This is a genomic window from Pseudomonas sp. efr-133-TYG-103a (genome assembly GCF_030209235.1).
Taxonomy (GTDB): Bacteria; Pseudomonadota; Gammaproteobacteria; order Pseudomonadales; family Pseudomonadaceae; genus Aquipseudomonas.
Genome location: NZ_JARVSK010000003.1, coordinates 71,682 through 96,498, shown reverse-complemented (window position 1 = coordinate 96,498; position 24,817 = coordinate 71,682). Strand labels below are relative to the sequence as shown.

Annotated in this window: 25 protein-coding genes; 6 read left to right on the top strand and 19 right to left on the bottom strand. The window is 60.5% G+C overall.

Annotation, left to right across the window (positions count from 1 at the left end; genetic code table 11):
* Positions 1-205 precede the first annotated feature (205 nt).
* The 9 genes from QRN36_RS02700 to ubiE are packed head-to-tail and all read right to left on the bottom strand — an operon-like array spanning position 206 to position 6,319.
* Positions 206-913, bottom strand: a complete 708-nt coding sequence (locus QRN36_RS02700) for a 16S rRNA (uracil(1498)-N(3))-methyltransferase (RefSeq protein WP_285422708.1) — start codon at positions 911-913, stop codon at positions 206-208.
* Positions 910-1,704, bottom strand: a complete 795-nt coding sequence (tatC, locus tag QRN36_RS02695; RefSeq protein ID WP_285422707.1) for a twin-arginine translocase subunit TatC — start codon at positions 1,702-1,704, stop codon at positions 910-912. The genes QRN36_RS02700 and tatC overlap by 4 nt, the downstream gene beginning before the upstream one ends.
* A complete protein-coding gene (tatB, locus tag QRN36_RS02690; protein WP_285422706.1) occupies positions 1,701-2,201 on the bottom strand; it encodes a Sec-independent protein translocase protein TatB in 501 nt (166 codons plus the stop codon). Before tatB ends, tatC begins: the two co-directional genes overlap by 4 nt.
* A gap of 10 nt (positions 2,202-2,211) precedes the next feature.
* Positions 2,212-2,481 carry a twin-arginine translocase TatA/TatE family subunit gene (locus QRN36_RS02685; RefSeq protein ID WP_093465415.1) on the bottom strand — a complete coding sequence of 90 codons (270 nt, stop codon included), beginning with the start codon at positions 2,479-2,481 and terminating at the stop codon, positions 2,212-2,214.
* A gap of 44 nt (positions 2,482-2,525) precedes the next feature.
* A complete protein-coding gene (locus tag QRN36_RS02680; protein ID WP_062379266.1) occupies positions 2,526-2,858 on the bottom strand; it encodes a phosphoribosyl-ATP diphosphatase in 333 nt (110 codons plus the stop codon).
* Between the two features lie 2 nt (positions 2,859-2,860).
* Entirely contained in the window at positions 2,861-3,253 is a 393-nt protein-coding gene (hisI, locus tag QRN36_RS02675; protein ID WP_285422705.1) for a phosphoribosyl-AMP cyclohydrolase, read from the bottom strand.
* 56 nt (positions 3,254-3,309) lie between these two features.
* Entirely contained in the window at positions 3,310-4,929 is a 1,620-nt protein-coding gene (ubiB, locus tag QRN36_RS02670; RefSeq protein WP_285422704.1) for a ubiquinone biosynthesis regulatory protein kinase UbiB, read from the bottom strand.
* Positions 4,926-5,549: an SCP2 domain-containing protein gene (locus tag QRN36_RS02665; protein ID WP_285422703.1), complete on the bottom strand. Its 624-nt coding sequence runs from the start codon at positions 5,547-5,549 to the stop codon at positions 4,926-4,928. The genes ubiB and QRN36_RS02665 overlap by 4 nt, the downstream gene beginning before the upstream one ends.
* Positions 5,549-6,319, bottom strand: a complete 771-nt coding sequence (ubiE, locus tag QRN36_RS02660) for a bifunctional demethylmenaquinone methyltransferase/2-methoxy-6-polyprenyl-1,4-benzoquinol methylase UbiE (protein ID WP_093465625.1) — start codon at positions 6,317-6,319, stop codon at positions 5,549-5,551. Before ubiE ends, QRN36_RS02665 begins: the two co-directional genes overlap by 1 nt.
* A 141-nt stretch (positions 6,320-6,460) precedes the next feature.
* Here ubiE and QRN36_RS02655 point away from each other — a divergent pair, with 141 nt between their 5' ends.
* The 3 genes from QRN36_RS02655 (at position 6,461) to QRN36_RS02645 (ending at position 8,325) form a co-directional block, all read left to right on the top strand.
* A complete protein-coding gene (locus QRN36_RS02655) occupies positions 6,461-6,739 on the top strand; it encodes a polyhydroxyalkanoic acid system family protein (RefSeq protein ID WP_285422702.1) in 279 nt (92 codons plus the stop codon).
* A 253-nt stretch (positions 6,740-6,992) separates the two neighbouring features.
* Positions 6,993-7,418, top strand: coding sequence for a phasin family protein (locus QRN36_RS02650; protein ID WP_285422701.1), 426 nt, complete (start codon positions 6,993-6,995; stop codon positions 7,416-7,418).
* A 10-nt stretch (positions 7,419-7,428) separates the two neighbouring features.
* Positions 7,429-8,325 (top strand): phasin family protein, encoded by an 897-nt coding sequence (locus tag QRN36_RS02645; RefSeq protein ID WP_285422700.1) that lies wholly within the window; start codon positions 7,429-7,431, stop codon positions 8,323-8,325.
* Positions 8,326-8,510: 185 nt separating this feature from the next.
* Here the strand turns inward: QRN36_RS02645 and QRN36_RS02640 are convergent, their stop codons facing one another.
* From QRN36_RS02640 to QRN36_RS02595, 10 genes are all read right to left on the bottom strand, one after another.
* Positions 8,511-9,125, bottom strand: a complete 615-nt coding sequence (locus QRN36_RS02640; RefSeq protein WP_093465394.1) for a TetR/AcrR family transcriptional regulator — start codon at positions 9,123-9,125, stop codon at positions 8,511-8,513.
* Positions 9,126-9,176: 51 nt separating this feature from the next.
* Positions 9,177-10,859: a class II poly(R)-hydroxyalkanoic acid synthase gene (gene phaC, locus QRN36_RS02635; protein ID WP_285422699.1), complete on the bottom strand. Its 1,683-nt coding sequence runs from the start codon at positions 10,857-10,859 to the stop codon at positions 9,177-9,179.
* Positions 10,860-11,178: 319 nt separating this feature from the next.
* Positions 11,179-12,039: a poly(3-hydroxyalkanoate) depolymerase gene (gene phaZ / locus QRN36_RS02630; RefSeq protein WP_285422698.1), complete on the bottom strand. Its 861-nt coding sequence runs from the start codon at positions 12,037-12,039 to the stop codon at positions 11,179-11,181.
* 181 nt (positions 12,040-12,220) lie between these two features.
* Complete coding sequence (gene phaC, locus QRN36_RS02625; protein ID WP_285422697.1) at positions 12,221-13,900, bottom strand: class II poly(R)-hydroxyalkanoic acid synthase; 1,680 nt, start codon at positions 13,898-13,900, stop codon at positions 12,221-12,223.
* Positions 13,901-14,238: 338 nt separating this feature from the next.
* Complete coding sequence (locus QRN36_RS02620) at positions 14,239-14,616, bottom strand: gamma-butyrobetaine hydroxylase-like domain-containing protein (RefSeq protein ID WP_093465382.1); 378 nt, start codon at positions 14,614-14,616, stop codon at positions 14,239-14,241.
* Between the two features lie 126 nt (positions 14,617-14,742).
* Positions 14,743-16,074 carry an ATP-dependent protease ATPase subunit HslU gene (hslU, locus tag QRN36_RS02615; RefSeq protein WP_285422696.1) on the bottom strand — a complete coding sequence of 444 codons (1,332 nt, stop codon included), beginning with the start codon at positions 16,072-16,074 and terminating at the stop codon, positions 14,743-14,745.
* 66 nt (positions 16,075-16,140) lie between these two features.
* Positions 16,141-16,671: an ATP-dependent protease subunit HslV gene (gene hslV / locus QRN36_RS02610; protein ID WP_093465376.1), complete on the bottom strand. Its 531-nt coding sequence runs from the start codon at positions 16,669-16,671 to the stop codon at positions 16,141-16,143.
* A gap of 300 nt (positions 16,672-16,971) precedes the next feature.
* Positions 16,972-17,664 carry an SPOR domain-containing protein gene (locus QRN36_RS02605; RefSeq protein WP_093465374.1) on the bottom strand — a complete coding sequence of 231 codons (693 nt, stop codon included), beginning with the start codon at positions 17,662-17,664 and terminating at the stop codon, positions 16,972-16,974.
* Between the two features lies 1 nt (position 17,665).
* Positions 17,666-19,402: an arginine--tRNA ligase gene (argS, locus tag QRN36_RS02600; RefSeq protein WP_285422695.1), complete on the bottom strand. Its 1,737-nt coding sequence runs from the start codon at positions 19,400-19,402 to the stop codon at positions 17,666-17,668.
* 153 nt (positions 19,403-19,555) lie between these two features.
* Entirely contained in the window at positions 19,556-21,775 is a 2,220-nt protein-coding gene (locus tag QRN36_RS02595; protein WP_285422694.1) for a primosomal protein N', read from the bottom strand.
* 324 nt (positions 21,776-22,099) lie between these two features.
* Here QRN36_RS02595 and rpmE point away from each other — a divergent pair, with 324 nt between their 5' ends.
* The 3 genes from rpmE to QRN36_RS02580 all read left to right on the top strand — a co-directional run bounded on the left by rpmE (position 22,100) and on the right by QRN36_RS02580 (position 24,595).
* The gene (rpmE, locus tag QRN36_RS02590) at positions 22,100-22,321 is read left to right on the top strand and encodes a 50S ribosomal protein L31 (RefSeq protein ID WP_093465365.1); all 222 of its coding nucleotides are present in this window, start codon (positions 22,100-22,102) and stop codon (positions 22,319-22,321) included.
* 2 nt (positions 22,322-22,323) lie between these two features.
* A complete protein-coding gene (locus QRN36_RS02585; RefSeq protein WP_373568687.1) occupies positions 22,324-23,148 on the top strand; it encodes a thermonuclease family protein in 825 nt (274 codons plus the stop codon).
* A gap of 178 nt (positions 23,149-23,326) precedes the next feature.
* On the top strand, positions 23,327-24,595 hold the full coding sequence (locus tag QRN36_RS02580) for a malic enzyme-like NAD(P)-binding protein (RefSeq protein WP_093465362.1): 1,269 nt from the start codon (positions 23,327-23,329) through the stop codon (positions 24,593-24,595).
* The last annotated feature ends 222 nt before the right edge of the window (positions 24,596-24,817 follow it).

Here is a 24,817-nt window from a genome sequence, read left to right as displayed (position 1 = left end):
ATTGGGCGAATCATATCGCCCTTAAGAGGTGTCCGGGATCATTAGGCCAGTTCAGCTTGCCCGCGAAGACTGATTTCCAGCCGCTGCATCTCAACCGGACTCCGGCCAATTCGCGGGTAAGCGCGCTCTTACAAGGGCTATGCGGCATGGCGATGGCTCGCGCCAGACACCGAACCCGAGCAGCATGCAACTTCACGGGGATTGTTCAGAACAGTCGGGCGAGGAGGGCTGTGACGGCGGTTTCGACGCGCAGGATGCGTTCGCCCAATTGCACCGGGTTGAGGCCGGAGGCGCGCAGCAGGTCGATTTCATAGGGGATCCAGCCGCCTTCAGGGCCGATTGCCAGCGTGACGGGCTGATCCACTGCGCGCGGGCAGGCGGGGAAGTCCCCCGGATGGCCAACCAGTCCAAGCGTACCCTCGACAACGGCCGGCAGGCGGTCTTCGACGAAAGGCTTGAAGCGTTTTTCGATGACGATTTCAGGCAGTACGCTGTCCCGTGCCTGCTCCAGTCCCAGAATCAGCTGCTCGCGAATGGCCGCGGGCTCCAGAAACGGGGTCTGCCAGAAGCTTTTCTCGACTCGGTAGCTGTTCACCAGGATGACCTTCGGCACACCCATCGTTGCGACGGTCTGAAAAACCCGGCGCAGCATCTTGGGGCGCGGCAAGGCCAGCACGAGGGTCAGCGGCAGTTTGCCAGGCGGCTCGCGGTCAAAGCTGACGCAAAGCTCTGCCTCACGTGGTTCAAGTCTTAGCAGTTCGGCAGTACCCAGCAGGCCGTCCACGCGCCCGACACGCAGGCTGTCGCCGACTTCGGAGCGATGGACTTCCTGCATGTGCCTGAGGCGCCGATCACGCAGGATCACACGATCGGCCGAGATGAAATCGGCCTCTTCCAGTAACAGCAGGTTCACGGCTGAGTCGCTGGCGGCTGGTCCTGCTTGTCGTCCGCGGCCTGGTCGTCTGGGTGATCACCCCGTTTGGTTACCATCGAACTGCACAACACGCCGATTTCGAACAGCAGCCACATGGGCACCGCCAGCAGCGTCTGCGAAAAGATGTCCGGAGGCGTGAGGATCATCCCGACCACGAAGCAGCCGATCACCACGTACGGGCGGATCTTCTTGAGGTATTTGACGTCGACAATGCCGATCCACACGAGCAGCACCACGGCGACCGGGATTTCAAAAGCAACGCCGAAAGCGAGGAATAGCGTCATGACGAAGTCCAGATAGCTGGAAATGTCCGTCATCATGGACACGCCTTCCGGGGTCACGCTGGCGAAGAAGTGGAATATCAGCGGAAACACCAGGAAATACGCGAAGGCCATGCCGGCGTAGAACAGGATGATGCTGGAGATCAGCAGCGGCACGGCAACCCGCTTTTCATGCTTGTACAGACCGGGCGCGATGAAGCCCCAGATCTGATACAGAATCACCGGCATGGCCAGAAACAGCGCAACCATCATGGTCAGCTTGAACGGCGTCAGAAACGGCGAGGCCACGTCGGTGGCGATCATCGTCGCGCCTTCAGGCAGAAACTTGCGCAGCGGCGCAGACACGAAGGTGTAGATCTTCTGCGTGAAATAGAACAGTGCGCCGAAGATCACGAAGATCGCCAGCACACAACGCAGCAGGCGCGAGCGCAGTTCAGTGAGGTGCGAGACCAGCGGCATTTGCTGGTCGTTTTCCGGAATTTCGCTCATGGGGCTCGTGGTGGCTGTGACGAATCGTTGGCGGAAGGCTCGTTCTGCACTGCAGGCGCAGACGTGGTGACCGGCGTCGAAGCGGGATGAGCAGGCTGCGCAGGCACCGGTTCAGGGCTGACTGACGCGCTTTCAGCGGGCGCGGCCGGGCCGATATCCGCACTTGGCGTGGGCGTGGCGCCGATGACCGGCGATGTCGAATCGCTGGGCGGCGGCGTCTGCGCCTGAGCGGTCGGCGGTGCAGGTGGCTGCTGAGGCTGCATGATTTTGCGCGCTTCTTCTTCCAGCGAAAGAATGTGCTCGTTGTGCAGCTGACGGCGAATCTCGTCAGCGCCGATTTCGCGCTCAACTTCCTGTTTGATCGCATTGAAGCTGCGTTTCAGACGCCCGACCCAGAGCCCGGCGGTACGTGCTGCCCCCGGAAGGCGCTCGGGACCCAGCACCAGCAGGGCAACGAGACCGACCAGCAGCAGTTCAGAGAAGCTGATACCAAACATGCGTCACGACCTAGTCTTTGCGGATGGGCTCTTCGACTTTCTGCGCCTGACCGTCAATGGTGTGCGGCTGGTGCAGCGGCTGAGTCTGGGTCGGCTGCGCACCTGGCTGTGGTTGGACCGGCGGCTGTTCCGACGGTTTTTCATCGTCGTTCATGGCCTTGCGGAAGCCTTTGATGGACTCGCCGACATCCGTGCCCAGGTTCTTGAGCTTCTTGGTGCCGAAGATCAGTACCACGACCACGAGAATGACGATCCAGTGTTTCCAGTCAAAAATACCCATGACACGTTCCTCACAAGAAATTCCGGGCCCGCAGGCCCCTGTGTTTATTCCGCCGAGCGCGCTGCTTTTTCGGCGTGACCGGACAGACCGAAACGGCGGTCCAGTTCATCGAGTACGGCTTGTGGGTGTTGACCCAGTGCTGCGAGCATCACCAGGCTATGGAACCACAAGTCGGCGGTTTCGTAGATGACATCACTGCAGTCCCCGCTGATGGCGGCGTCCTTGGCGGCGATGATGGTTTCGACCGACTCTTCGCCGACCTTCTCCAGAATCTTGTTCAGCCCCTTGTGATAGAGACTGGCGACGTAGGAAGAGTCCGCAGCCGCACCTTTGCGCTCTTCGAGCACTTGCGCCAGGCGAGACAAGGTATCAGTCATGTTCAGTGTCCTGCTTGATAAATGGCATCTGGGTCTTTGAGTACCGGATCCACGGTTTTCCAGCCGGCGTCCTCAAAGACGCGGTAGAAGCAGCTTTCGCGCCCGGTGTGGCAGGCGATACCGCCAATCTGCTCGACCATCAGAATGATCACGTCTGCGTCGCAGTCCAGGCGCAGTTCGTGAAGCTTCTGCACGTGACCCGATTCTTCGCCTTTGCGCCATAACTTGCCACGCGAACGCGACCAATAGATAGCGCGGTTTTCGGCAGCGGTCAGGCTCAAGGCTTCACGGTTCATCCAGGCCATCATCAGAACGCGTCCGGTTTGGTGGTCCTGCGCGATGGCAGGGACCAGACCGTCACGGTCCCATTTGATCTCGTCCAGCCAGTCTTTCATCGTCGGCTCCGGCCGCTCTGTGGATGGGTTAGTGTGCCAGCGACCTGCGCGGATGGCTATCGGCGAACGACCAGATATAAGCCTGCCACCAGCATGAGAAGCGCAGGCCAGGCGCTCAGGGCAATGAGCGCGTCACCCGTTTGCGTGTGCGCGGTGGCCAGGACCACGCCACCTGCGAGCAGTCCGGCGCCGATCAGGCGCAGCGCCCAATGATCACTGTTGCGCGAATACGGCGGTGGCGGGTCGGAGGTGTGCGGCTGCGACAAGCGTTCGAGCAGGTCGCGGGTCATGTTGGCCAGGTGCGGAATCTGCTCGACCTGGGATTGCAGGTTGCCAATCAGCGTTTTCGGGCTGACACGCTCACGCATCCAGCGCTCCAGAAACGGCTGCGCCGTGCTCCAGAGGTCCAGTTCCGGGTAAAGCTGACGGCCCAGACCTTCGATGTTGAGCAGGGTCTTTTGCAGCAAAACCAGCTGCGGCTGGACTTCCATGTTGAAGCGGCGGGCAGTCTGGAACAGGCGCATCAACACCTGGCCGAAGGAAATATCCTTGAGTGGTTTCTCGAAGATCGGCTCGCACACGGTCCGGATTGCGGCTTCGAATTCATTGAGCTTCGTCTCTGCCGGGACCCAGCCCGAATCGATGTGCAACTGCGCCACGCGGCGGTAGTCACGCTTGAAGAAGGCGAAGAGATTGCGCGCCAGATAGTCCTGGTCTTCCGGGGTCAGGCTGCCGACGATGCCGCAGTCGATGGCAATGTATTGCGGATCCCAGGGCGCAACGGTGCTGACGAAGATGTTGCCGGGGTGCATGTCGGCATGGAAGAAGCTGTCGCGGAACACTTGGGTGAAAAACAGCTCGACCCCGCGTTCTGCGAGTTTTTTCATGTCGGTGCGCTGGTCGGCCAGGGTTGCCAGGTCGGTGACCTGAACGCCGTAGATGCGCTCCATCACCAGCACCTTCGGCCGGCACCAGTCCCAGTAGACCTGCGGCACATAGAGCATGGTCGAGCCTTCGAAATTGCGGCGCAACTGGCTGGAGTTGGCCGCCTCGCGCAGCAGATCGAGCTCGTCGTAAATGGTCTTTTCGTAATCGGCGACCACGTCCACCGGATGCAGCAGGCGGGCGTCTGCCGACAGACGTTCAGCGATTTTCGCGAGGATGAACAGCCAGGCGAGGTCCGAACCGATGATCGGCTTGAGCCCTGGACGCACGACCTTCACGACTACTTCTTCGCCTGTCTTGAGACGGGCGGCGTGCACTTGCGCCACCGAAGCAGAGGCCAACGGGGCAACGTCGAAGCGGCTGAACACCTCGCTGATCTTCGCGCCCAGTTGCGATTCGATCAGGGCAACGGCTTTCTCTGACTCGAACGGCGGCACGCGATCCTGCAGCAGCATCAATTCGTCGGCGATGTCCTCTGGCAGCAGATCGCGACGGGTCGAAAGCAACTGGCCGAATTTGATGAAGATCGGCCCCAGGTCCTGCAACGCCAGGCGCAAACGCGCGCCTCGATTGAGCTCACTCTTGCGTCGCGGGATCCACCGCCACGGCAGCACGAAGCGCACGGCAAGCAGCCACCACGGCAGTGGCAAAGCGAACAGCAGGTCATCGAGGCGGTACCGGATTACGACACGCTGGATGCGAAACAGACGGCGGACGGCAAGCAGGCTCATGCGTTATCGCTGGATTTGAGAGATTGGGCCAGACGCTCGAAGCGGGCTTCGAGGCGTTCCAGGTCTTGTTTGGTCTGATCCAGTTCGGCGAAGCGGGCTTCAGCCTCGCGCCTGCCAACCAGAGTGCGTGACTCTTCAGCCAGATATTCGGCCAGATTATGGCTCAGGCTTTCGGCGCTTTCGCGGGTCCAGCGCGCGGTGTTGCGCAGGTGCCCGCCCATCAGCGGCGTTGCAACGGGGCCGAGCCAGCGTTGCAGCTCGTATTCCCAGTCCAGGTCCAGGTCCTGAAGCACACCCACCAGCTCAAGCAACACAGCGCTTTCGCCTTCCAGGTCGACTTCGGGGCTGTGCAGGACGGCGTTCTTGTCCTTGCTCAGTGCCAGGCGCATCAGGCTCGCTGCCGGCGCGCGCAGCGTCACATCGGTGCCACCTTCCCAGTTCGCGGCGAGCATCAGGCCCTCGTCGCTGGGCAGGATGTGCACGTGAAAGGCAGGGCTGGTGCACTCGATCGCGACGACTTTGCCGCTCAGCCGGTCAAGGCGCGGCAAAGCGGTGCTGTCCATCTGCAGCACGCGATTGATGCCGTGTTCGGCGCTGGCGAGCAAGCCGCTGATCAACATCAGGGTTTGATACCCCGGTGCAGGGCAACGATGCCGGAGGTCATGTTGTGATAGGTCACGCGGTCGAAACCGGCCTGGACCATCATCGACTTCAGGGTTTCCTGATCCGGGTGCATGCGGATCGATTCGGCTAGATAGCGATAGCTTTCCGAATCGTTGGTGATCAGCTTGCCCGCCAATGGCATGAAGGCAAACGAATAGGCGTCGTAGACCTTGGACATGACCTTGTTGGTCGGTTTGGAGAACTCCAGCACCAGCAGCCGGCCGCCGGGCTTGAGCACGCGCAGCATCGAGCGGATGGCGTCTTCTTTGTGCGTTACGTTGCGCAAGCCGAAGGCGATGGTCACGCAGTCGAAGTAGTTGTCAGGGAAGGGCAGTTTTTCAGCGTCCGCCTGAACGAACTTGATGTTGCCGGCCACGCCACGGTCCAGCAGGCGGTCACGGCCGACCTTGAGCATGGACGCGTTGATGTCAGCCAGCACCACTTCGCCGGTGGGCCCTACCAGGTGCGAAAATTTCTTCGCCAGATCGCCCGTGCCGCCTGCGATGTCCAGCACGCGGTTGCCGGTACGCACGCCGGAAAGCTCGATCGTGAAGCGCTTCCAGAGGCGATGCATGCCGCCGGACAGGACGTCGTTCATCAGGTCGTACTTGGCCGCAACGGAGTGAAAAACTTCGGCGACTTTCTCGGCCTTCTGGCTTTCGGCCACGGTTTTGTAACCGAAGTGGGTGGTGGGTTCGGCATCGCTGCCTTTGCGCGGATCGTTCATATCGCTGTCACCGGAATAAAGTGCCGCCATTCTAATCGTCGGGGCTGGCTTTGTCTTGACAAGGCTCACCGTGAACAGTTTCTTCGCCAGATGCCGCTGGTATAGTGGCCCGACGATTCACCTGGACGAAGGAGCCCGCCGATGGCCCGCATTACCGTAGAACGCCCGCATGCGCTGGGTAAGGACAAGGCTCGCGAGAAGGCCGAGTTGCTGGCTGAGAAGCTGGGCGATAAATATGGCATCGAGCACAGCTGGGACGGCGACGTTGTGTCGCTGGAGGGCAAGGGCGCCAAAGGCACGGTTCAGGTCGAAGATGCCCTGGTGCGCGTTAGCATCGAATTGAATTTCTTCCTGTCTGCGATGAGCAGCACCATCCAGTCCGAGGTCGAGCGCCAGCTGGATAAAGCCCTGACGGCGTAATGCCTTCTCTTGTAGGAGCGTGGCTTGTCCCGCGATCGGCGACGAAATCGTCGTAAACCTGAGTACGCGGTAGTCCTGGGACAACGGATTTGCCGCATCTACGACTGCTTCGCAGCCGATCGCGGGACAAGCCACGCTCCCACATCGCCCACCCCCAACCTAGGGTGAGCTTTCTAATTTTTCTCTCTACTTTGTGCCCATGCCCCGACTTCCATGGGGCGGTTCCTCTTACCCTTCGAGCGTGAGGTGCACCATGGTCAAAGTTACCCTCAAGAAAAAAGTCGAGGCCGACGAAGCGAAGACGTTTTCGGAAGTCCGGCTGTATGCCCGCAAGATCTGGCTGGCCGGGCTGGGCGCTTACGTCAAGGCTGGACAGGAAGGCGCCGACTACGTCAAGGAACTGATCAAGACCGGCGAGCAGACCGAGAAAAAAGCGAAGAAAGTCATCGATGAATCTGTCGACGCCGCCAACAGCGAAATCGAATCGGTGAAGGACGACGTGACGAAGGCCAAAGGTCGGGTTGAAGTGCAGCTGGATAAAATCGAAAGCGCATTCGATCGCCGTGTGGCCAGCGCCTTGAATCGCATTGGCATACCGTCTAAACATGATGTTGAGACACTCTCTGCTAAGCTCGATGAGCTGACGGCATTGCTTGAACGTGTCGCGCGTAAACAATAAGGAGAGCGGGATGGCTGGCAAAAAGAAAACCGAAAAAGAAGGCAGCTCCTGGATTGGCGAGGTTGAAAAATACTCCCGCCAAATCTGGCTGGCTGGTTTAGGCGCTTACTCGAAAATCAGCAATGACGGCAGTAAGCTTTTCGAATCTTTGGTCAAGGACGGCGAGAAGGCCGAGAAGGAAACCAAGGCTACCGTTGGCAAGAGCGTCGATACGGCAAAGGCCTCGACCAAATCCCGCGTCGGCGACGTGAAGGATCTGGCGCTGGGCAAATGGGGCGAGCTGGAAGGTGCTTTCGACAAGCGCCTGAACAGCGCAATTTCGCGCCTGGGCGTGCCGAGTCGCAATGAAGTCAAAGCGCTGCACAGTAAGGTCGATCTGCTGACCCGACAGATCGAGAAGCTGACCGGCGCGTCGGTCACGCCGATCTCGAAGACCGCGGCAGCCAAGCCGGCCACCAAGCCTGCGAGCAAAACCACTGCCAAGCCTCTGGCCAAGGCAGCGGCCAAGCCGGTCGCCAAGGCGGCGAGCAGCGTCGCCAAGAAAACTGCAGCGGCCAAACCTGCAGCTTCCAAAGCGGCAGCCAAACCGGTTGCAGCAGCGTCCAAGGCAGCCGCTTCCACCGCCGCCAAGGCGAAAACGGTCGCCGCCAAGCCTGCACCGAAGGCCGCAGCGAAACCGGCTGCCAAGCCAGCGGCGAAACCAGCAGCAGCGGCGAAACCAGCGGCAAAACCAGCCGCCGCGAAAAAGCCTGCAGCAGCCAAAAAGCCCGCCGCAGCCGCCAAGCCGGCCGCAGCTTCTACACCGGCTCCCTCTGTCAGTGCTACACCCGCTGCGTCAGCACCGTCGGCCCCTGCCGCTGCAACGTCGTCAGCCTCCACGGCGTCGACACCGTCCAGCCAATCCTGATTCCCGGCTGGCCACACCAAAACCCGATCTGTGAAAGCTGGTCGGGTTTTTTTGTAGGTGACCTCTTGCCTGTGCAGGAGCGCGCTTGCCCGCGATTGCGGTGTGTCAGGCAATCAACTAATGCCTGACACGTTGCAATCGCGGGCAAGCGCGCTCCTACAAGGAGTCGCTGAAGCCAGCGTGATTCAATCCTCCAGATAGTGCCGCGCCAACTGCTCGGCGGCGTGTCGCGCACCCGGTTTGAGGTGCGGCGCGACCAGCATCATGATCTGGTACACCACCACTCGCGTTTCGCCTTCGCGATCAAGGATGCGTTGATAGTCCAGCGAGAACAGCAGGGTCATGGTGATCTGTTCCACCAGTTGGCCCAGCGCCTGAGTATCACTGGTCACCTGACCTTCGGCCTTTAAACGCGCCAGTAGCGAGGCCAGGGTGCGCTTGATCGCGTTCAGCAGGTTGCGAATGCCACGCGCCAGTTTCGGCAGCCGACTGGCAAGGTTCGACAGGTCCTGAAACAGGAAGCGATAGTGCGACAGGCGCTCGACGATCAGGTGCAAAAACAACCAGTAATCTTCGGCGTCCAGACGAGCATCCGCAGGCGGGTCGAGCAAGGGTGCCAGTTCGTTCTGAAAGCGCTCGAACAGCTCCATCACCAACGGCTCCTTGCCATGAAAGTGGTAGTAGAGATTGCCGGGGCTGATCTCCAGTTCGTTGGCAATTTCCAGCGTCGAGACGTTGGGTTCGCCCTGACGATTGAACAGCGCCAGGGCACATTCGAGTATGCGGTCGCGGGTCTTCATCCAGTCTTCTTAATTCGGTACGTGTGCAGTGATGGGGGCAGGCGCGCGGATTCAACGGACGCGCACGTACGTCCCCGGCGCGGCTTCCATCGGTGGGTAATTCTGGTTACCCAGCGCCGTGAGCGTTTCGCGCTGCGGCCCTGATCGCGCCTGAATCCACTCGAGCCAGCTCGGCCACCAACTGCCGTCGCTGCGCTGCGCGTCGTAATACCAGGCACGCGGATCGCTGCTCAATTTGCCGTTCTCGACAAAGTTGGACTTCGGGTTGCCCGGCGGATTGAGGATGCTCTGCACGTGGCCGCTGTTGGAAAGCAAAAAACGGCGCTCGCCTCCCAGGAGCAGCGTCGAGCGATAGACCGCGTCCCACGGCGTGATGTGGTCGTTGATGCCCGCTACGCTGAAGCTGTCCACCGTGACTTTTTGCAGATCGATCGGCGTACCGCAGACCTCGAGGCCGCCTGGATGGGTCAGCGGGTTGTGCTTGAAGAAGTCCAGCAAGTCACCATGCAGCGCGGCGGGCAGGCGGGTGCTGTCGTTGTTCCAGTAAAGAATGTCGAAGGGTGGCGGCGCCTTGCCCAACAGATAGTTGTTCACCCAGTAGGTCCAGATCAGGTCGTTCGGGCGCATCCAGGCGAACACCTTGGCCATGTCGCGACCATCCAGTACGCCGCGCTGATACGAGCGGCGCTTGGCGGCTTCAAGCGTCTGTTCGTCGATGAACAGCGTGGCCGGACTCTCGATCTGGCTGTCCAGCAGACTGACCAGGTAACTGGCGCTCGATACCCGGCGCATCTGTCGCTTGGCCTGAAGATGGCCTTGCAGCGCGGCGATGGTCAGTCCGCCCGCGCAAGCTCCCATCAGGTTGACCTCGCGCGCGCCGGTGATCGTGCGGCACACGTTCATCGCCTCCTCGGCGGCTTGCACGTAACTGGACAGGCCCCATTCGCGATGCCGGACATCCGGGTTGCGCCAACTGATGATGAAGGTCTGCAGGCCGTTCTTCAGCGCGTACTGCACGAAACTGTTGGTCGGGCTGAGATCGAAAATGTAGTACTTGTTGATCTGCGGCGGCACGATTAGCAGCGGGCGTGCGTACTGTTTTTCGCTCATCGGCTTGTACTGGATCAGCTCCAGCAGTTCGTTGCGAAACACCACGGCGCCTGGCGTGACCGCCAGCGTGCGGCCGATCTCGAACGCGTCTTTGGTGGTCTGGCTGGGCAGACCGTTGTTGTGCATGAAGTCGTCGAGCATGTGGCTCAGACCTTTGATTACGCTGGTGCCGCCTGAGTTGAACAGCTCCTTCAGCGCCATCGGATTGAGCAAGGTATTGGTCGGCGCGAGGGCGTCGTTGAGCAGCGCAAAGATGAATTGCGCGCGCGAGCGGTCGTCTTCACTCAGGTTGCTGTCGTCGATCCAGCTGCGTACCTGGTGCTGCCAGCTCAGATAGGCCTGCAAGCCGCGCCGATAGAGCGGGTTGTGCGCCCAAGTCGGGTCACTGAAACGGTTGTCGTGAGGGTGAGGCTGGTAAGGGAGGTCGCCCAGCATGACGCGGCCCAACTGGCCGCCGAGCGCCAGCGCGTGGCGCGCGGTGTAAACCGGATGTTTAAGGCCTTGCAGTGCCACGTTGCGCAGGGTCGAAAACAAATCCCGCCCGCGCAGGCCAGTGATTGCGCTCTGTGCGTTGATGTACGTGGAGGGTATGGGATAGGGGTTTTTCGCCGGTTTGTCTCGCATGGGTCAACACTCCTTCGTCAGGCCATAAGCAAATAAACCTGCGCGCAACCCTGAATCAGCTGTTGCGCGCTGCCCTGCGCCTTGGCAATCCCGCCGATGGCGCAGTCAATCAAGTGACTTCCGTACTCCCGAGGTGCGACCGGCCTGAGCCGGGTAAGCGTCCTCCGGGGTAAGCGGTACCGACGCCTTACCGGCTAAAGCCGGTCCTACTGGTTTCCCGGCTTAGGCCGGTGTCAGCGATTCTGCGGCGGCGTCGAGGTTTCCCGCCGCAGCTTATTGTTGAAGCACGAACTCCTGCCGGTCTTGGCACAGTCTCATTTCAGGGTTGGCGCACGACGGGGGCTGGCTGCGGGTGCATGACGGCGCGCTGCCGCTCCTGCTGAAGAAACTTCATGATGATGGGCGCGACGGCCTCGGCTCGGGTGATCAAAAACAAGTGACCATCATCGATTATGTGTAGCTGGGCATTGGGTATGCGCCAGGCCAATAGTCGCATGTTGATCAGCGGGATCAGCGGATCGTCGTCGCCGGCCAGCACCAGCGTCGGCTGGCGAATCTTGTGCAGCCAGTGAATGCTGGTCCAGCCCATGCCGGCAAACAGTTGCCAGTAGTAGCCCATTTTTCCGGACGAGCGGACCTTGGCCGCATGGTTGGCGGCCAGATGCGGGTCGCGCCGAAACGCCCCGCCGTAGATTTCCGGGGCGATCCTGATGACGTGGGACGGCTGGATATAACGCCGCGGACTCGCCATCAGCCACAATACTCTGGGCTTGCCCGGCACCATCACTGCACCGGCTGCGGTGGCGGCGAGCACCAGTTTCTTGCAGCGTTCCGGGTAGTCGTGGGCAAACTGTTGCGCCAGCGCGCCGCCCCACGACACGCCGATCGCGTTGACCTGACCGTAATCCAGGTAATCGAGCATGCGTGCGGCAAGTTTTGCCAGACCGGGAAACCGGTATGGACGGCTTGGGGTCGATGAGCCGCCCACGCCGGGCACGTCGAAGGCGATGACCTCAAGGTCAGGATCCAGCGCTTCGACGAACGGAAAGACCAGCTCCAGGTTGGCGCCGATTCCATTGAAGATCAGCAGCGGCGTGAGATGGCTCTTGCCGGGGCGCACGGCCGTGCGGATGTTGTGGCCATCCAGATCGATGGTGCGAAATACAAACGGTTGCGGCATGCGCGAAGCCCTGTGGGTTAAACGCCGGTCATGCAGTCCTGCGCTTTTCCGGTCCTGAAACCGCGTCGCGGTTCCTGTGTGTTCGATGCTTGCCGTTCCATTTACAGCGTGCTGCCTGTGACAGGCGCAAATCCCGCAAGCGTATCAATCGCGGGACGAGCCACGCTCCTGCGGTTAAACGCTATCTTTCGTGCACATACGTTCCCGGAGCCGCCTCGCCTGCGGGGTACGCTTTGTTGCCCAGGCTGGCGGGCGCCTTTTTCAGCTTGCCTGAGCGTTCGGCCTGCCAGTTATGCCAGTGCAGCCACCAGGAGTCAGTGTGCTTGGTCGCATCTTCCTGCCATCGCTGAGCATCATCGGGCAATTCAGGGTTGGTCATGTAACGCGCTTTCGGGTTACCCGGCGGGTTCAGGATGCTCTGGATATGCCCGCTGTTGGACAGCACGAACTCGGTCTTGCCCCCGAAAAGTCGCGCCGACTTGTAGCAAGAGACCCAAGGCGTGATGTGATCATTGGTGCCTGCCAGGCAGAAGATGTCACTTTTGACCTGTTTCAGATCGATTGGCGTGCCGCAGACTTCCAGGGCGTTTGCGCGCGTCAGCGGATTATTCTTGAACATCTCGATCAAGTCGCCATGAAACGCTGCGGGCAGACGTGTGGTGTCGTTGTTCCAGAAAAGGATGTCGAAAACCGGCGGCTCGTTGCCCAGCAGATAGTTGTTCACCCAGTAATTCCAGATCAGGTCGTTCGGTCGCATCCAGGCAAAGACCTTGGCCATGTCTTTGCCTTCCAGAACCCCGGCCTGATACGAATGACGCTTGGCCGACTCCAACGTCTGCTCGTCGACGAACAGAGAAACCTGAGTGTCCAGCGTGGTGTCGAGCACGCTCACCAGCAGCGTCAGGGCGTTGACCTTCTGCTCGCCCAGCGCCGCGTAATGCCCCAGCAGCGCCGTGCAGGTGATGCCGCCAGAGCATGCGCCGAGCATGTTGACGTCCTTGCTTCCGGTGATCTTGCAGACCACGTCCACGGCTTCCTTCACGGCGTCGATATACGTCGACAGCCCCCATTCGCGCTGCGCTTTGGTGGGGTTTCGCCAGCTGATGATGAAGGTCTGCACGTTGTTGCGCAGGCAGAAGCGCGCCAGGCTCTTGTCCTGGCTGAGGTCGAACACATAAAACTTGTTGATCTGCGGAGGGACCACGAGCATCGGACGCTCGTGAACCTGTTCGGTGATCGGCCGGTACTGAATCAGCTCCAGCACGTCGTTACGAAACACCACCGCGCCCTCGGTGGTGCCGAGATTCTTGCCGACCTCGAACGCGTCCATATTGACCTGGCTCGGCATGCCGCCGTTGTTCACCAGATCCTTGCCCAGGTGGGACAAGCCGTCGAGAATGCTTTTACCGCCGGTTTCAAAAAAGCGTTTGACCGCTGCCGGGTTGGCCGCGCCGTTGGTGGGCGACATCGCCTCAGTCATCAGCGTGATCACGAAATGGCCGCGGCTGATGTCCTGCGCAGACAGGTTGCTGTCGTCGATCCAGTCGTGCAGCTCCTTGCGCCAGGCGAGGTAAGTCTGCAGATAGCGGCGATAAAGAGGGTTCTGGCTCCAGGCCGGATCGGCAAAGCGGCGGTCGTCGCTTTCCGGGGTCAGCGTGGATTTGCCCAGCAGGACGTTTTTCAGTTCAAGCCCGAAATGGGCCACGTGCCGGGCACTGTGGAAAGGTTGTTTGATGGCTTGAGTCAATACCATGCGAGCCGTGGTGAGCAAATCCTTGCGCCGCAACCCGACGACGGGATTCAGCCCCAGCGTATGTTCAGAGGCCTGACGCGGCAGATCATCATTACTCTTGTTACTCATCTACGACGCTCCATTGTCCTGAGACGAGTACTGACATCCCTGTGAAAAGCGCAACAGGCCAATGCCAGCACTGCTCTCGGGTGACCGATGATTAACACAACCGGACGCGGACGTTCGCCAACGACCAGCCCGATGGGGCTGTGACGGATACGGCTTCCACGGTCCACGCCGGCAGGCTTCTGCAAAAAATCCGATGCAGATGGCTTGCCATGATCATTGGTTACGCGAGATTCAAAAAAATCGCAAGCAGGGCCAGTCATTGACCGCTGCGCGGCCTATTGAAACAAATGCGATTAGAAAGCGCGTCCTAAAACGCCCGCCGGTATGCAGGGCGCGGACTAGAGCATCAGCCGAATGACTTGCTCGGAAGGGTCGCGGGATTTTCCGGCTGCTTTGAGCTCAGCCAGATAGTCGTCCCACAAAGATTCCTGGCGCTGGGCCAGTTGTTCAAGGTATTCCCACGTGAACAATCCGCTGTCATGACCATCGTCGAAGGTCAATTTCAGTGCGTACTGCCCGGCAGGTTCAATTTTGCTCAGGCCCACGCCCAGCTTGCCGAATTGCAGAATGGGGTTGCCGTGCCCTTGCACCTCGGCTGAGGGCGAATGCACGCGCAGAAATTCCGCAGGCAGATGGTATTCCTCATCGGGTCCGTATTTCAGGCTGAGGATTTTCGAGGCTTTGTGAAGCTGGATCGCGGTGGGGATTCGGGACATGATTTTTGCGCCTCACACTGAACGTTGTAGGAGTGAGCTTGCTCGCGATTGCTTCGGATCAGGTCAATACATCGTTGCCTAACGCCGCATCGCGAGCAAGCTCACTCCTACAGGGACTTGCGGTAATTACAGAATGTAGCGCGACAGGTCTTCGTCTTCGGCCAGTTCGCCCAGATGGCTGTTGACGTACTCGGCGTCGATGTTGATGGTCCCCGAATCCTGCGCCGTCGCCAGATCGCCTGCGCTGAAAGACACTTCTTCCAGCAGACGCTCCAGCAACGTGTGCAGACGACGAGCACCGATGTTCTCGGTTTTCTCGTTGACCTGCCAGGCGATCTCGGCAAGGCGCTTGATGCCTTCAGGCAGGAACTCGATGTTCAGGCCTTCAGTCTTCAGCAGCTCACGGTACTGCTCGGTCAGGGACGCGTGAGGCTCGCTGAGGATGCGCTCGAAGTCCTGCGGGCTCAGCGCCTTGAGTTCAACGCGAATCGGCAGACGACCCTGCAGCTCAGGCACCAGATCGCTTGGCTTGCTCAGATGGAATGCGCCCGATGCGATGAACAGGATATGGTCGGTCTTGACCATGCCCAGTTTGGTGTTGACGGTGCAGCCTTCGATCAGTGGCAGCAGGTCGCGCTGCACGCCTTCGCGAGACACGTCCGCGCCACCGACGTTGCCGCGCTTGGCCACTTTGTCGATCTCGTCGATGAACACGATGCCATGCTGCTCGACGGCTTCCAGCGCCTTGCCCTTGAGCTCTTCGTCATTGACCAGACGGCTCGCCTCTTCGTCACGGACCATCTTCAAGGCGTCCTTGACCTTCAACTTGCGGGACTTCTTCTTGCCCTTGCCCATGTTGGCAAACAGGCTTTGCAGCTGGTTGGTCATCTCTTCCATGCCGGGCGGCGCGGAGATATCCACACCCATGGCCTCGGAGACTTCGATCTCAATTTCCTTGTCGTCCAGCTGACCTTCACGCAGACGCTTGCGGAAAAGCTGACGCGTATTGGTGTCGCTTGGCGAAGCCTCTTCCTGAAAACCGCGGGCCTGAGGCAGCAGCGCGTCGAGGATACGGTCTTCGGCAGCGTCTTCGGCGCGATGACGGACCTTGGTCATTTCCTGCTCGCGCAGCAATTTCATCGCAGCGTCCGCCAAGTCACGAATGATCGACTCGACGTCGCGACCCACGTAGCCGACCTCGGTGAACTTGGTCGCTTCCACCTTGATGAACGGCGCGTTGGCGAGCTTGGCCAGGCGACGGGCGATCTCGGTTTTACCGACACCGGTCGGGCCGATCATAAGAATGTTCTTCGGCGTGACTTCTACGCGCAGCTCTTCGGGCAGCTGCATCCGGCGCCAGCGGTTACGCAGCGCAATGGCGACGGCGCGCTTGGCATCGTCCTGGCCAATGATATGGCGATTGAGCTCGTGGACAATTTCACGGGGAGTCATGGACATGGTATTCGACGGTCCTCTGGGCGAGTGAGTGGGGCGGGTGGCGATGGATTGCGACCGTGCCGCGACTTACTCGACGAGGTCCTGCTCCTCAATGGTGATGTTGTGGTTGGTGAAGACGCAGATGTCGCCAGCGATGTGCAACGCCGTTTCGGCGATTTCCCGGGCAGACAGTTCGGTCTTCAGCAGCAGGGCGCGAGCGGCGGCCTGTGCGAATGCACCACCGGAGCCCATGGCGATCAGGCCGTCTTCAGGTTCAACGACGTCGCCGTTGCCGGTAATGATCAGCGAAGCATCTTTGTTGGCGACTGCCAGCATGGCCTCCAGACGGCTCAGGGAGCGGTCGGTGCGCCAGTCTTTGGCGAGTTCTACCGCGGCGCGCACAAGGTGGCCCTGGTGTTTTTCCAGCTGGGCCTCGAAGCGTTCGAACAGGGTGAATGCATCGGCGGTGGCGCCTGCAAAGCCGGCGATGACCTGGCCGTGATAAAGACGACGGACCTTTTTGGCATTGCCTTTCATGACGGTATTGCCCAGGGAAACCTGGCCGTCACCCGCCATGACGACTTTGCCTTGGCGGCGCACTGAAACGATGGTGGTCAAGGGGAGAGTCTCCACGCAGTGGGGCGAAAATGCCCTGATGGAAACTCATATGGGGGTGGGGTCGGGTATTTCAACCGCTGAAGGGGTTGGGGGATGAATGGCAGCTGTTGGCAATCGCAGGATGCCGCATCTCACTGTAGGAGCGTGGCTTGTCCCGCGATCGGCTGCGAAGCAGTCGTAAAATCGGACGGCTCTGTCATTTCTGACGCACCGCATTCAAAGATTTTACGACGACTGCGTCGGCGATCGTCCGGATGCGGCCCAGAGACAAGCCACGCTCCTACAGGACGACGTACGTTCTTAACGGCTCTGACGCTGTTGCAGCAACAGGTTGCTGAAACCGCCGCCTGCGAGCTGCTTCTGCGCTGTCGTCAGTTGCTCACGGTTGCTGAACGGACCGACCAGCACGCGGTACCAGGTTTCATCCTTGACGGTTCCAGACTCCACCGTCGCCGCCTGGCCGAGCAGGATGATCTGCGCGCGGACCTTTTCAGCGTCGGTCTGCTTGCGGAACGACCCCGCCTGCAAGAAGAACGTGGTCACCGGCGCAGGTTTGGCGACCGGCGGCGCAGGTGGTGGTGTCAGGCCGCTGAGCGCGGCCTGGGCGCGCGCGGTGTCGATCTTCGCGGCCTGTTCCGGCGTCACAGGCGTCGTCGGCGCGACGACGGCAGGTGGCGTCTTTTCTGGCACTGCTTCGTTCGGAACGATGACTTCCGATTCAGGCAACAGCGTGTAGAAATCGTACTTTGGCTTCACTGGGGCCGTCGGGCTGGGCGGCGTCTTGTTCGCTTCAGCGATTTTCGCCGCCTTGGCGTCGGCCTTGGCGCGCTTGATGTCGTCTCCGCCGCCTGGTTCGAGTTTCATCAGGAACACGATGAACGCCCCGACGGACAGACCGATCGCCAGCCACAGCCATCCCGGAATCGGCTTCTTTGCGGGTGCCTCGTACCGGCTGGCGCCGCGCTTGGGAGCAGGTTTCTTTTTGACTGCCAACTTACATACGCTCCAGAGTTTCCAGACCCAGCAACTGCAGGCCTTGCTTGAGGGTGCGGCCAGTCAGGTGCGCCAAGCGCAGACGGCTTTGCTGTTGCTCGGGATTTTCCGCGGCCAGGATCGGGCAGTTCTCATAGAAGCTGGAGAACAGACCGGCCAGGTCGTACAGGTAGGCGCACAACACATGTGGCGTGCCTTTTTCAGCGACGTTGTTCACGGTCTCGCCGAACTGCGCCAGGCGTGCGGCCAGGTCCTGTTCCTGCGGCGCTTCGAGGACGATCTGGCCCTTGCTTGGGTCGAAAGCCTCGCCCAGCTTGCGGAATACACCGGAAACGCGGGTGTAGGCGTACAACAGGTACGGCGCGGTGTTGCCCTCGAAGCTCAGCATCTGATCGAAGTTGAAGCTGTAATCGCTGGCGCGGTGTTTGGAAAGATCCGCGTATTTGACAGCGCTGATACCCACAGCCTTTGCGATGGTGCGCAATTCGTCTTCGGCGACCTCAGGGTTTTTCTCTTTCACCAGCACGTACGCGCGCTCTTCGGCCTCGTCCAGCAGGTCGACCAGCTTGACGGTGCCGCCGTCGCGGGTCTTGAACGGGCGGCCATCGGCGCCGTTCATGGTGCCGAAGCCCATGTGTTCCATTTGCATTCCGTTGGTCACGAAGCCTGCACGGCGCGCGACTTCGAACACTTGCTGGAAATGCAGAGCCTGACGCTGATCGACGAAGTACAGCGCGCGGTCGGCCTTCAATACATTGCTGCGGTAGCGCACGGCTGCCAGGTCGGTCGTCGCATACAGATAGCCGCCGCCGGCTTTTTGCACGATAACAGGCAGCGGCGTGCCTTCGGCGGTCTTGAATTCTTCCAGGAACACGCACTGCGCGCCATTGCTCTCGACCAGCAGACCGGCCTTCTTCAGGTCAGCAACGACATTGGCCAGATCATCGTTGTAGGCGCTTTCGCCCATGACGTCTTTGGGCGTCAGTTTGACGTTCAGGCGTTCGTAGACTTCCTGACAGTGCGACAGCGAGATGTCCTTGAAGCGGGTCCACAGCTTCAGGCATTCCGGGTCGCCGGCTTGCAACTTGACCACCAGTGCGCGAGCACGCTCGGCAAACTCCTCGGACTCATCGAACCGGCCCTTGGCCGCGCGGTAGAAGTTTTCCAGATCCGCCAGCTCGTCGCTGGTCGCTGGCGTCTCCTGCAAATAGGCCAGCAGCATGCCGAACTGGGTGCCCCAGTCGCCGACATGGTTCTGACGAATCACGGTGTCGCCGAGGAATTCGAGCACGCTGGCCACGCCATCGCCAATGATGGTCGAACGCAAGTGGCCGACATGCATCTCTTTGGCGAGGTTAGGCGCCGACAGATCGACCACGACGCGCTGGGCAGGGCCGTTCTTGCGCACCGACAGTGTCGGGTCCGCCAGGGCGGCATCCAGACGAGAGGCCAGGGCCTGGCTGTTCTGAAAGAAGTTGAGAAAGCCCGGGCCTGCGATATCGACCTTGCTGATTTGATCGTCGGCAGGCAGTGCCGCAACGATTTTTTCGGCCAGATCGCGAGGTTTCATGCCGGCAGGTTTGGCCAGCATCATCGCGATGTTGCTGGCGAAGTCGCCGTTTTTCTTGTCCTTGGCGTTTTCCACCTGAATCGCCGGCGTCAGCCCTTCCGGCAAGACGCCTTGGGTGACGAGTTGGCTCAGAGCTTGTTGAATCAGCTGGCGAATGGTGTCTTTCATGAGGCTCTCTTCAACCGCAAGCGCGGCAGCGCCTGGAGGCGCGGGTGGAAAAACTGGGCATTATCCGTTGCCGGGGCCACCTTGCCAACCGCGATGGATGTGCGGTTGTGATTTTGCTCGCGACCACAATCTCCTGAAGGTTCGGCCGCACCTTTAGTACAAGTCCACCGGATCGACATCCAGCGACCATCTGACCTGTCGCCCGCTGGGCATGCTCTCCAGCGCCAGCAGCCAGGTCGCCAGCAACTTGTGCAGCGGCGCCCGGGCATTCGCCTGCACCAACAGCTGAGCACGATATCGACCGGCACGACGCTCCATCGGAGCCGGAACCGGGCCCAACAGTTCAATCCCGCCCAGCGCCATTTCCTTCAGCAGATGCTCGGCCTCGCTGCAGGCCTCATCGAGGAAGCCCTCCGCCTGCCCCGGTTTGTGGGCTTCGGCGCGCAGCAGCGCCAAGTGCGAAAATGGCGGCAGGCCGGCGGCGCGGCGTTCGCTCAGCGCTTGCTCGGCGAAGGCGAAATAGCCTTGCTCGGTGAGCTGGATCAACAGCGGGTGTTCGGCCAGGTGGGTCTGAATGATCACTTTGCCTGGCTCTTCGGCACGACCGGCGCGGCCTGCCACCTGCACGATCAGTTGCGCCATGCGTTCACTTGCGCGGAAATCGCCAGAAAACAGCCCGCCGTCGGCATCGAGAATCGACACCAGCGTCACGCGCGGAAAGTGATGCCCTTTGGCGAGCATCTGGGTACCGACGAGGATGCAGGGATTGCCCTTCTGGATCGTTGCAAAGAGCTGGTTCATTGCATCCTTGCGTGAAGTGCTGTCGCGATCGACGCGCAGGACAGGGTAGTCGGGGAATAGAATCGCCAGACGCTCCTCGGCGCGCTCGGTCCCTGCGCCGACGGGGCGCAGATCGACCTTGCCACACGCCGGGCAATTGCGCGGCACGCGTTCCACATGGCCGCAATGATGGCAGCGCAGTTCGCCAGAGCGTTGATGAACCGTCATGCGCGCGTCGCAGCGATTGCATTCCGACAGCCATCCGCAGTCGTGACACAGCAGCGTCGGCGCAAATCCGCGCCGGTTGAGAAAGACCAGCACTTGTTGGCCGGCGGCCAGGGTCTGTGCGATCGCCTGATGCATGGGGCCGGAAATGCCGCTGTCCAGCGGGCGACTTTTTACATCCAGGCGCAGGAATCGAGGTTGCTGCGCACCGCCGGCGCGTTGGTTCAGGCGTAGGAGGGCGTACCTGCCGGTGTAAGCATTGTGCAGACTTTCCAGTGAGGGCGTTGCCGACCCCAGCACGATCGGAATGTCTTCCTGGCGCGCCCGCACCAATGCCAGATCCCGCGCGTGGTAACGCAGGCCTTCTTGCTGTTTATAGGAACCGTCGTGCTCCTCATCGATGATGATCAGCCCCGGGTTCTTCATCGGTGTGAACAGCGCCGAGCGCGTGCCGATGATGATGTCGGCCTCGCCGTCGCGCGCGGCAAGCCAGGCATCGAGACGATCTCGATCATTGACAGCCGAGTGCAGCAGGGCAATGCGGGCGTTGAAGCGCTGCTCGAACCGAGCCAGCGTCTGCGGGCCGAGGTTGATCTCGGGGATCAGCACCAGCGCCTGCTTGCCGGCCTCCAGGGTCTCGCGGATCAACTGCAAATAGACTTCGGTCTTCCCGCTGCCGGTGACACCGGCGAGCAGCGACGCATGAAAGCTGCCGAAGCCGGATCGAATGGCTTCGTAGGCGGCACGTTGTTCAGTGTTCAGCGGCAGCTCGGGTTGGGCCAGCCAGTGCTCATGCCGCTCGATGGGCGCATGGCCGCGCACCTCGACTGTCACTAATCCCTTGGCGAGCAACAGATTCAGGCTGTCGCGGTTGAGCATCAGCTTGCTCAGCAATTGATGAGCGACGCCGTGGGGATGTTGCGCGACGGTTTTCAGCGCTTCTTTCTGCTTGGGCGCGCGCGCGATGCGAGGATCATCGACGCTGGCGCCGGGAGCGATCTGCCAGAACCGCTCCTGTCGGGCCTCGGCCGGTTCACCCTGGCGCAGCAGCACCGGCAGGGCCCAACTCAACGTATCGCCCAGGCTGTGCTGGTAATACTGCGCCGTCCACAGGCACAGCTTGAACAATGCGGGTGGCAGCGGCGCCTCGGTATCCAGCACAGCGATGGCGGGTTTGAGCTTGTCGGCCGGCACCTCGCTGTGATCGGTGATCTCGATCAGAACGCCGATCATTTCCCGGCGGCCGAACGGCACGCGCAAGCGCATGCCCGGCTGTAACGCACTGCGTGCGATCCCTGCAGGCGCAAGGTAGTCGAAAAGACGACGCAAGGGCGAGGGCAGGGCAAGGCGCAAAATGGCGTCGGGCACGCGGCGGATATCCTGTTACGGAGTATGACGAAGGCGGCGATCTTAACAGACGACCGGTATCAAGGTTGGCATTGCGGACCGTTTGGGTACGACGAGGGGGCAGTAAGAGAAGCTGACCTTCGATGCGCGCTGCAGCGTTGAATCCGGCCAGATCGTCCTTCCATGACGGACGATTTCCTGACGTGGCCGAGGGCGCACGGCTGGCAAGGGTTTTCACACAGGCCGCTTGCGTGATTTGCGCGGTCTGTTAATATGCGCGGCCTAATTCCGTGCGGTATTCAACAATAGTGTTGGGTGGCGGCACGCTAGCCTGAGGAAATACCCATGAAAGCTGATATCCATCCAGTTTACGAAGCCGTTGACGCAACTTGCAGCTGTGGCAACGTCATCAAAACCCGTTCCACCCTGGCCAAGCCTCTGAGCCTGGACGTGTGCAACGAGTGCCACCCGTTCTACACCGGTAAGCAGAAGACTCTGGACGTCGGCGGTCGTGTCGACAAGTTCAAGTCGCGTTTCGGTGCGTTCGGCGCAACCAAAGCGAAGTAAGAGTGGTATTTCTGGATCGCTCCCCGAGCTTTTCCAGGCTGCTCAAAAAGGCGTCCCTTGCGGGCGCCTTTTTTGTGTCCACGATTTGGCTTGGCGCCGCTCACGCACTGTGTCCGGCGCCCGCGTCATTGCCTGCTGCGCAGGTTCAGCGCGTAGTGGATGGCGATACCTTGCGCCTGACCGACGGTCGCAGCGTGCGCATGATCGGACTGAATACGCCAGAAACTGGCAAAAAAGGTCAGTCCGCCGAGCCCTTTGCCGAAGCCGCGAAGCGTCGACTGCAGGCGCTCGTGGATGAAAGTGGCGGACAGGTCCGTTTACGCATCGGCGAGCAGGCTGCCGACCGTTACGGCCGTACGCTGGCCAACGTCTATGGGCGTGACGGCGCCAACCTCGAGGCGCAGATGCTTGCCGAAGGGCTGGGCTATCTGGTCGCCATTGACCCGAACGTCGCGTTAGTGAGTTGCCAGCAAAGCGCAGAGCGTACCGCGCGTCAGGCGGGGCTCGGCCTGTGGCGCAACGATCCGGCGCAGTCGGCCCGGCAAATCAGCCGTGGTGGCTTTGCGCTGGTCAACGGCACAGTCAGCAGCGTTCAGCGCAATAGCGGCGGAATCTGGATCGAGCTGGATGACACGCTGGTGCTGCGGATTGCGCCCGAGCTGATCGGTCAGTTCGATGCCAGGACGTTGTTGCGGCTGACAGGCAGCACGGTTGAAGCCCGCGGCTGGGTCGTCGACCGCTCGCGTCGCGCAGGGCTGAAACCTGGACAGCCTCGGTTGATGATGAGCATCACCCATCCTGCGATGTTGAATACAATTCAAAATTAAATTGTAGACATTTATAAGGCCTTTTGTCTTCACTCCACGCCTTGTATTCCGCGGCTCTACGCTAAAAGTCGTAGATGCGGCCACTTGACACAGGTGACCCGCCAGTCTTGTTAGGACTTTATGACTTGCGTATGCTCGTCGGTCCGTCTGTCCAACAGCAAAAAAGCGGAATGCCCACATGTCAGATTTGAAAACTGCCGCTCTCGAATATCACGCCAAGCCTCGTCCAGGGAAACTGAGCGTCGAACTCACCAAGGCCACCGCCACCGCCCGCGATCTGTCGCTGGCGTACAGCCCGGGTGTTGCCGAGCCAGTCCGCGAAATCGGTCGCGATCCGGAACTGGCCTACAAGTACACCGGCAAAGGCAACCTGGTCGCAGTCATTTCCGACGGCACCGCCATTCTGGGCCTGGGTAATCTGGGGCCATTGGCTTCCAAGCCGGTCATGGAAGGCAAGGGCGTTCTGTTCAAGCGTTTCGCCGGTATCGACGTGTTCGATATCGAAGTCGATTCGGAAAGCCCGCAAGCGTTCATCGACACCGTCAAGCGCATCTCCATCACCTTCGGCGGCATCAACCTGGAAGACATCAAGGCACCCGAGTGCTTCGAGATCGAAAAGGCGCTGATCGAGCAGTGCGATATCCCTGTTTTCCACGATGACCAGCACGGCACCGCAATCGTGACTGCCGCAGGCATGGTCAACGCCCTGGAAATCGCTGGCAAAACCTTGGAAGAGGCGAAAATCGTCTGCCTGGGCGCCGGTGCAGCGGCCATCTCCTGCATGAAGTTGCTGGTGAGCATGGGCGCGAAAATCGAAAACATCTTCATGATCGACCGTAACGGTGTCGTTCACGCTGGCCGTTCCGACCTGAACCAGTACAAGGCTCAGTTCGCCCACGCCACTGACAAACGCACCCTCGCAGACGCGCTCGATGGCGCCGATGTGTTCGTCGGTCTGTCAGGCCCGAACCTGCTGAGCGCAGAAGGTCTGAAGTCCATGGCGGCCAATCCGATCGTATTCGCGTGCTCGAACCCGGATCCGGAAATTTCGCCAGAGCTGGCTCATGCCACCCGCAGCGACGTGATCATGGCGACCGGCCGTTCGGACTATCCGAACCAGGTCAACAACGTACTGGGCTTCCCGTTCATTTTCCGCGGAGCACTGGACGTTCGCGCCAAGCGCATCAACGAAGAAATGAAGATCGCCGCGGCCAACGCCCTGCGCGAACTGGCCAAGGAGCCCGTTCCTCAGGAAGTCAGCGACGCTTACGGCGGCATCAAGCTGGAATTCGGTCGTGAGTACATCATTCCGAAACCACTGGACGTTCGTCTCCTGACCGTCGTTTCCGACGCCGTGGCCAAAGCTGCGATCGAAAGCGGTGTGGCGACCCTGCCGTATCCGAAGCACTACCCGCTGACAAGCGTGGATGACGTGTTCAACGGATAAAAGCATCCGCCCATAAAAAAACCCAGCCAAGTGCTGGGTTTTTTTATGGGTGCGAATTCTGTTTTGGTTGTAGGAGTGAGCCAATTGTGTTTAATGCCCATTCGATCAACGGCGTAAGACCCGACGCCTTCCCGGCTAAAGCCGGTCCTACGCAACGTTGCAGTGTGTGTAGGACCGGCTTCAGCCGGGAAGAGGTCCGCTGCATGCTGTGGAGATGCAGCG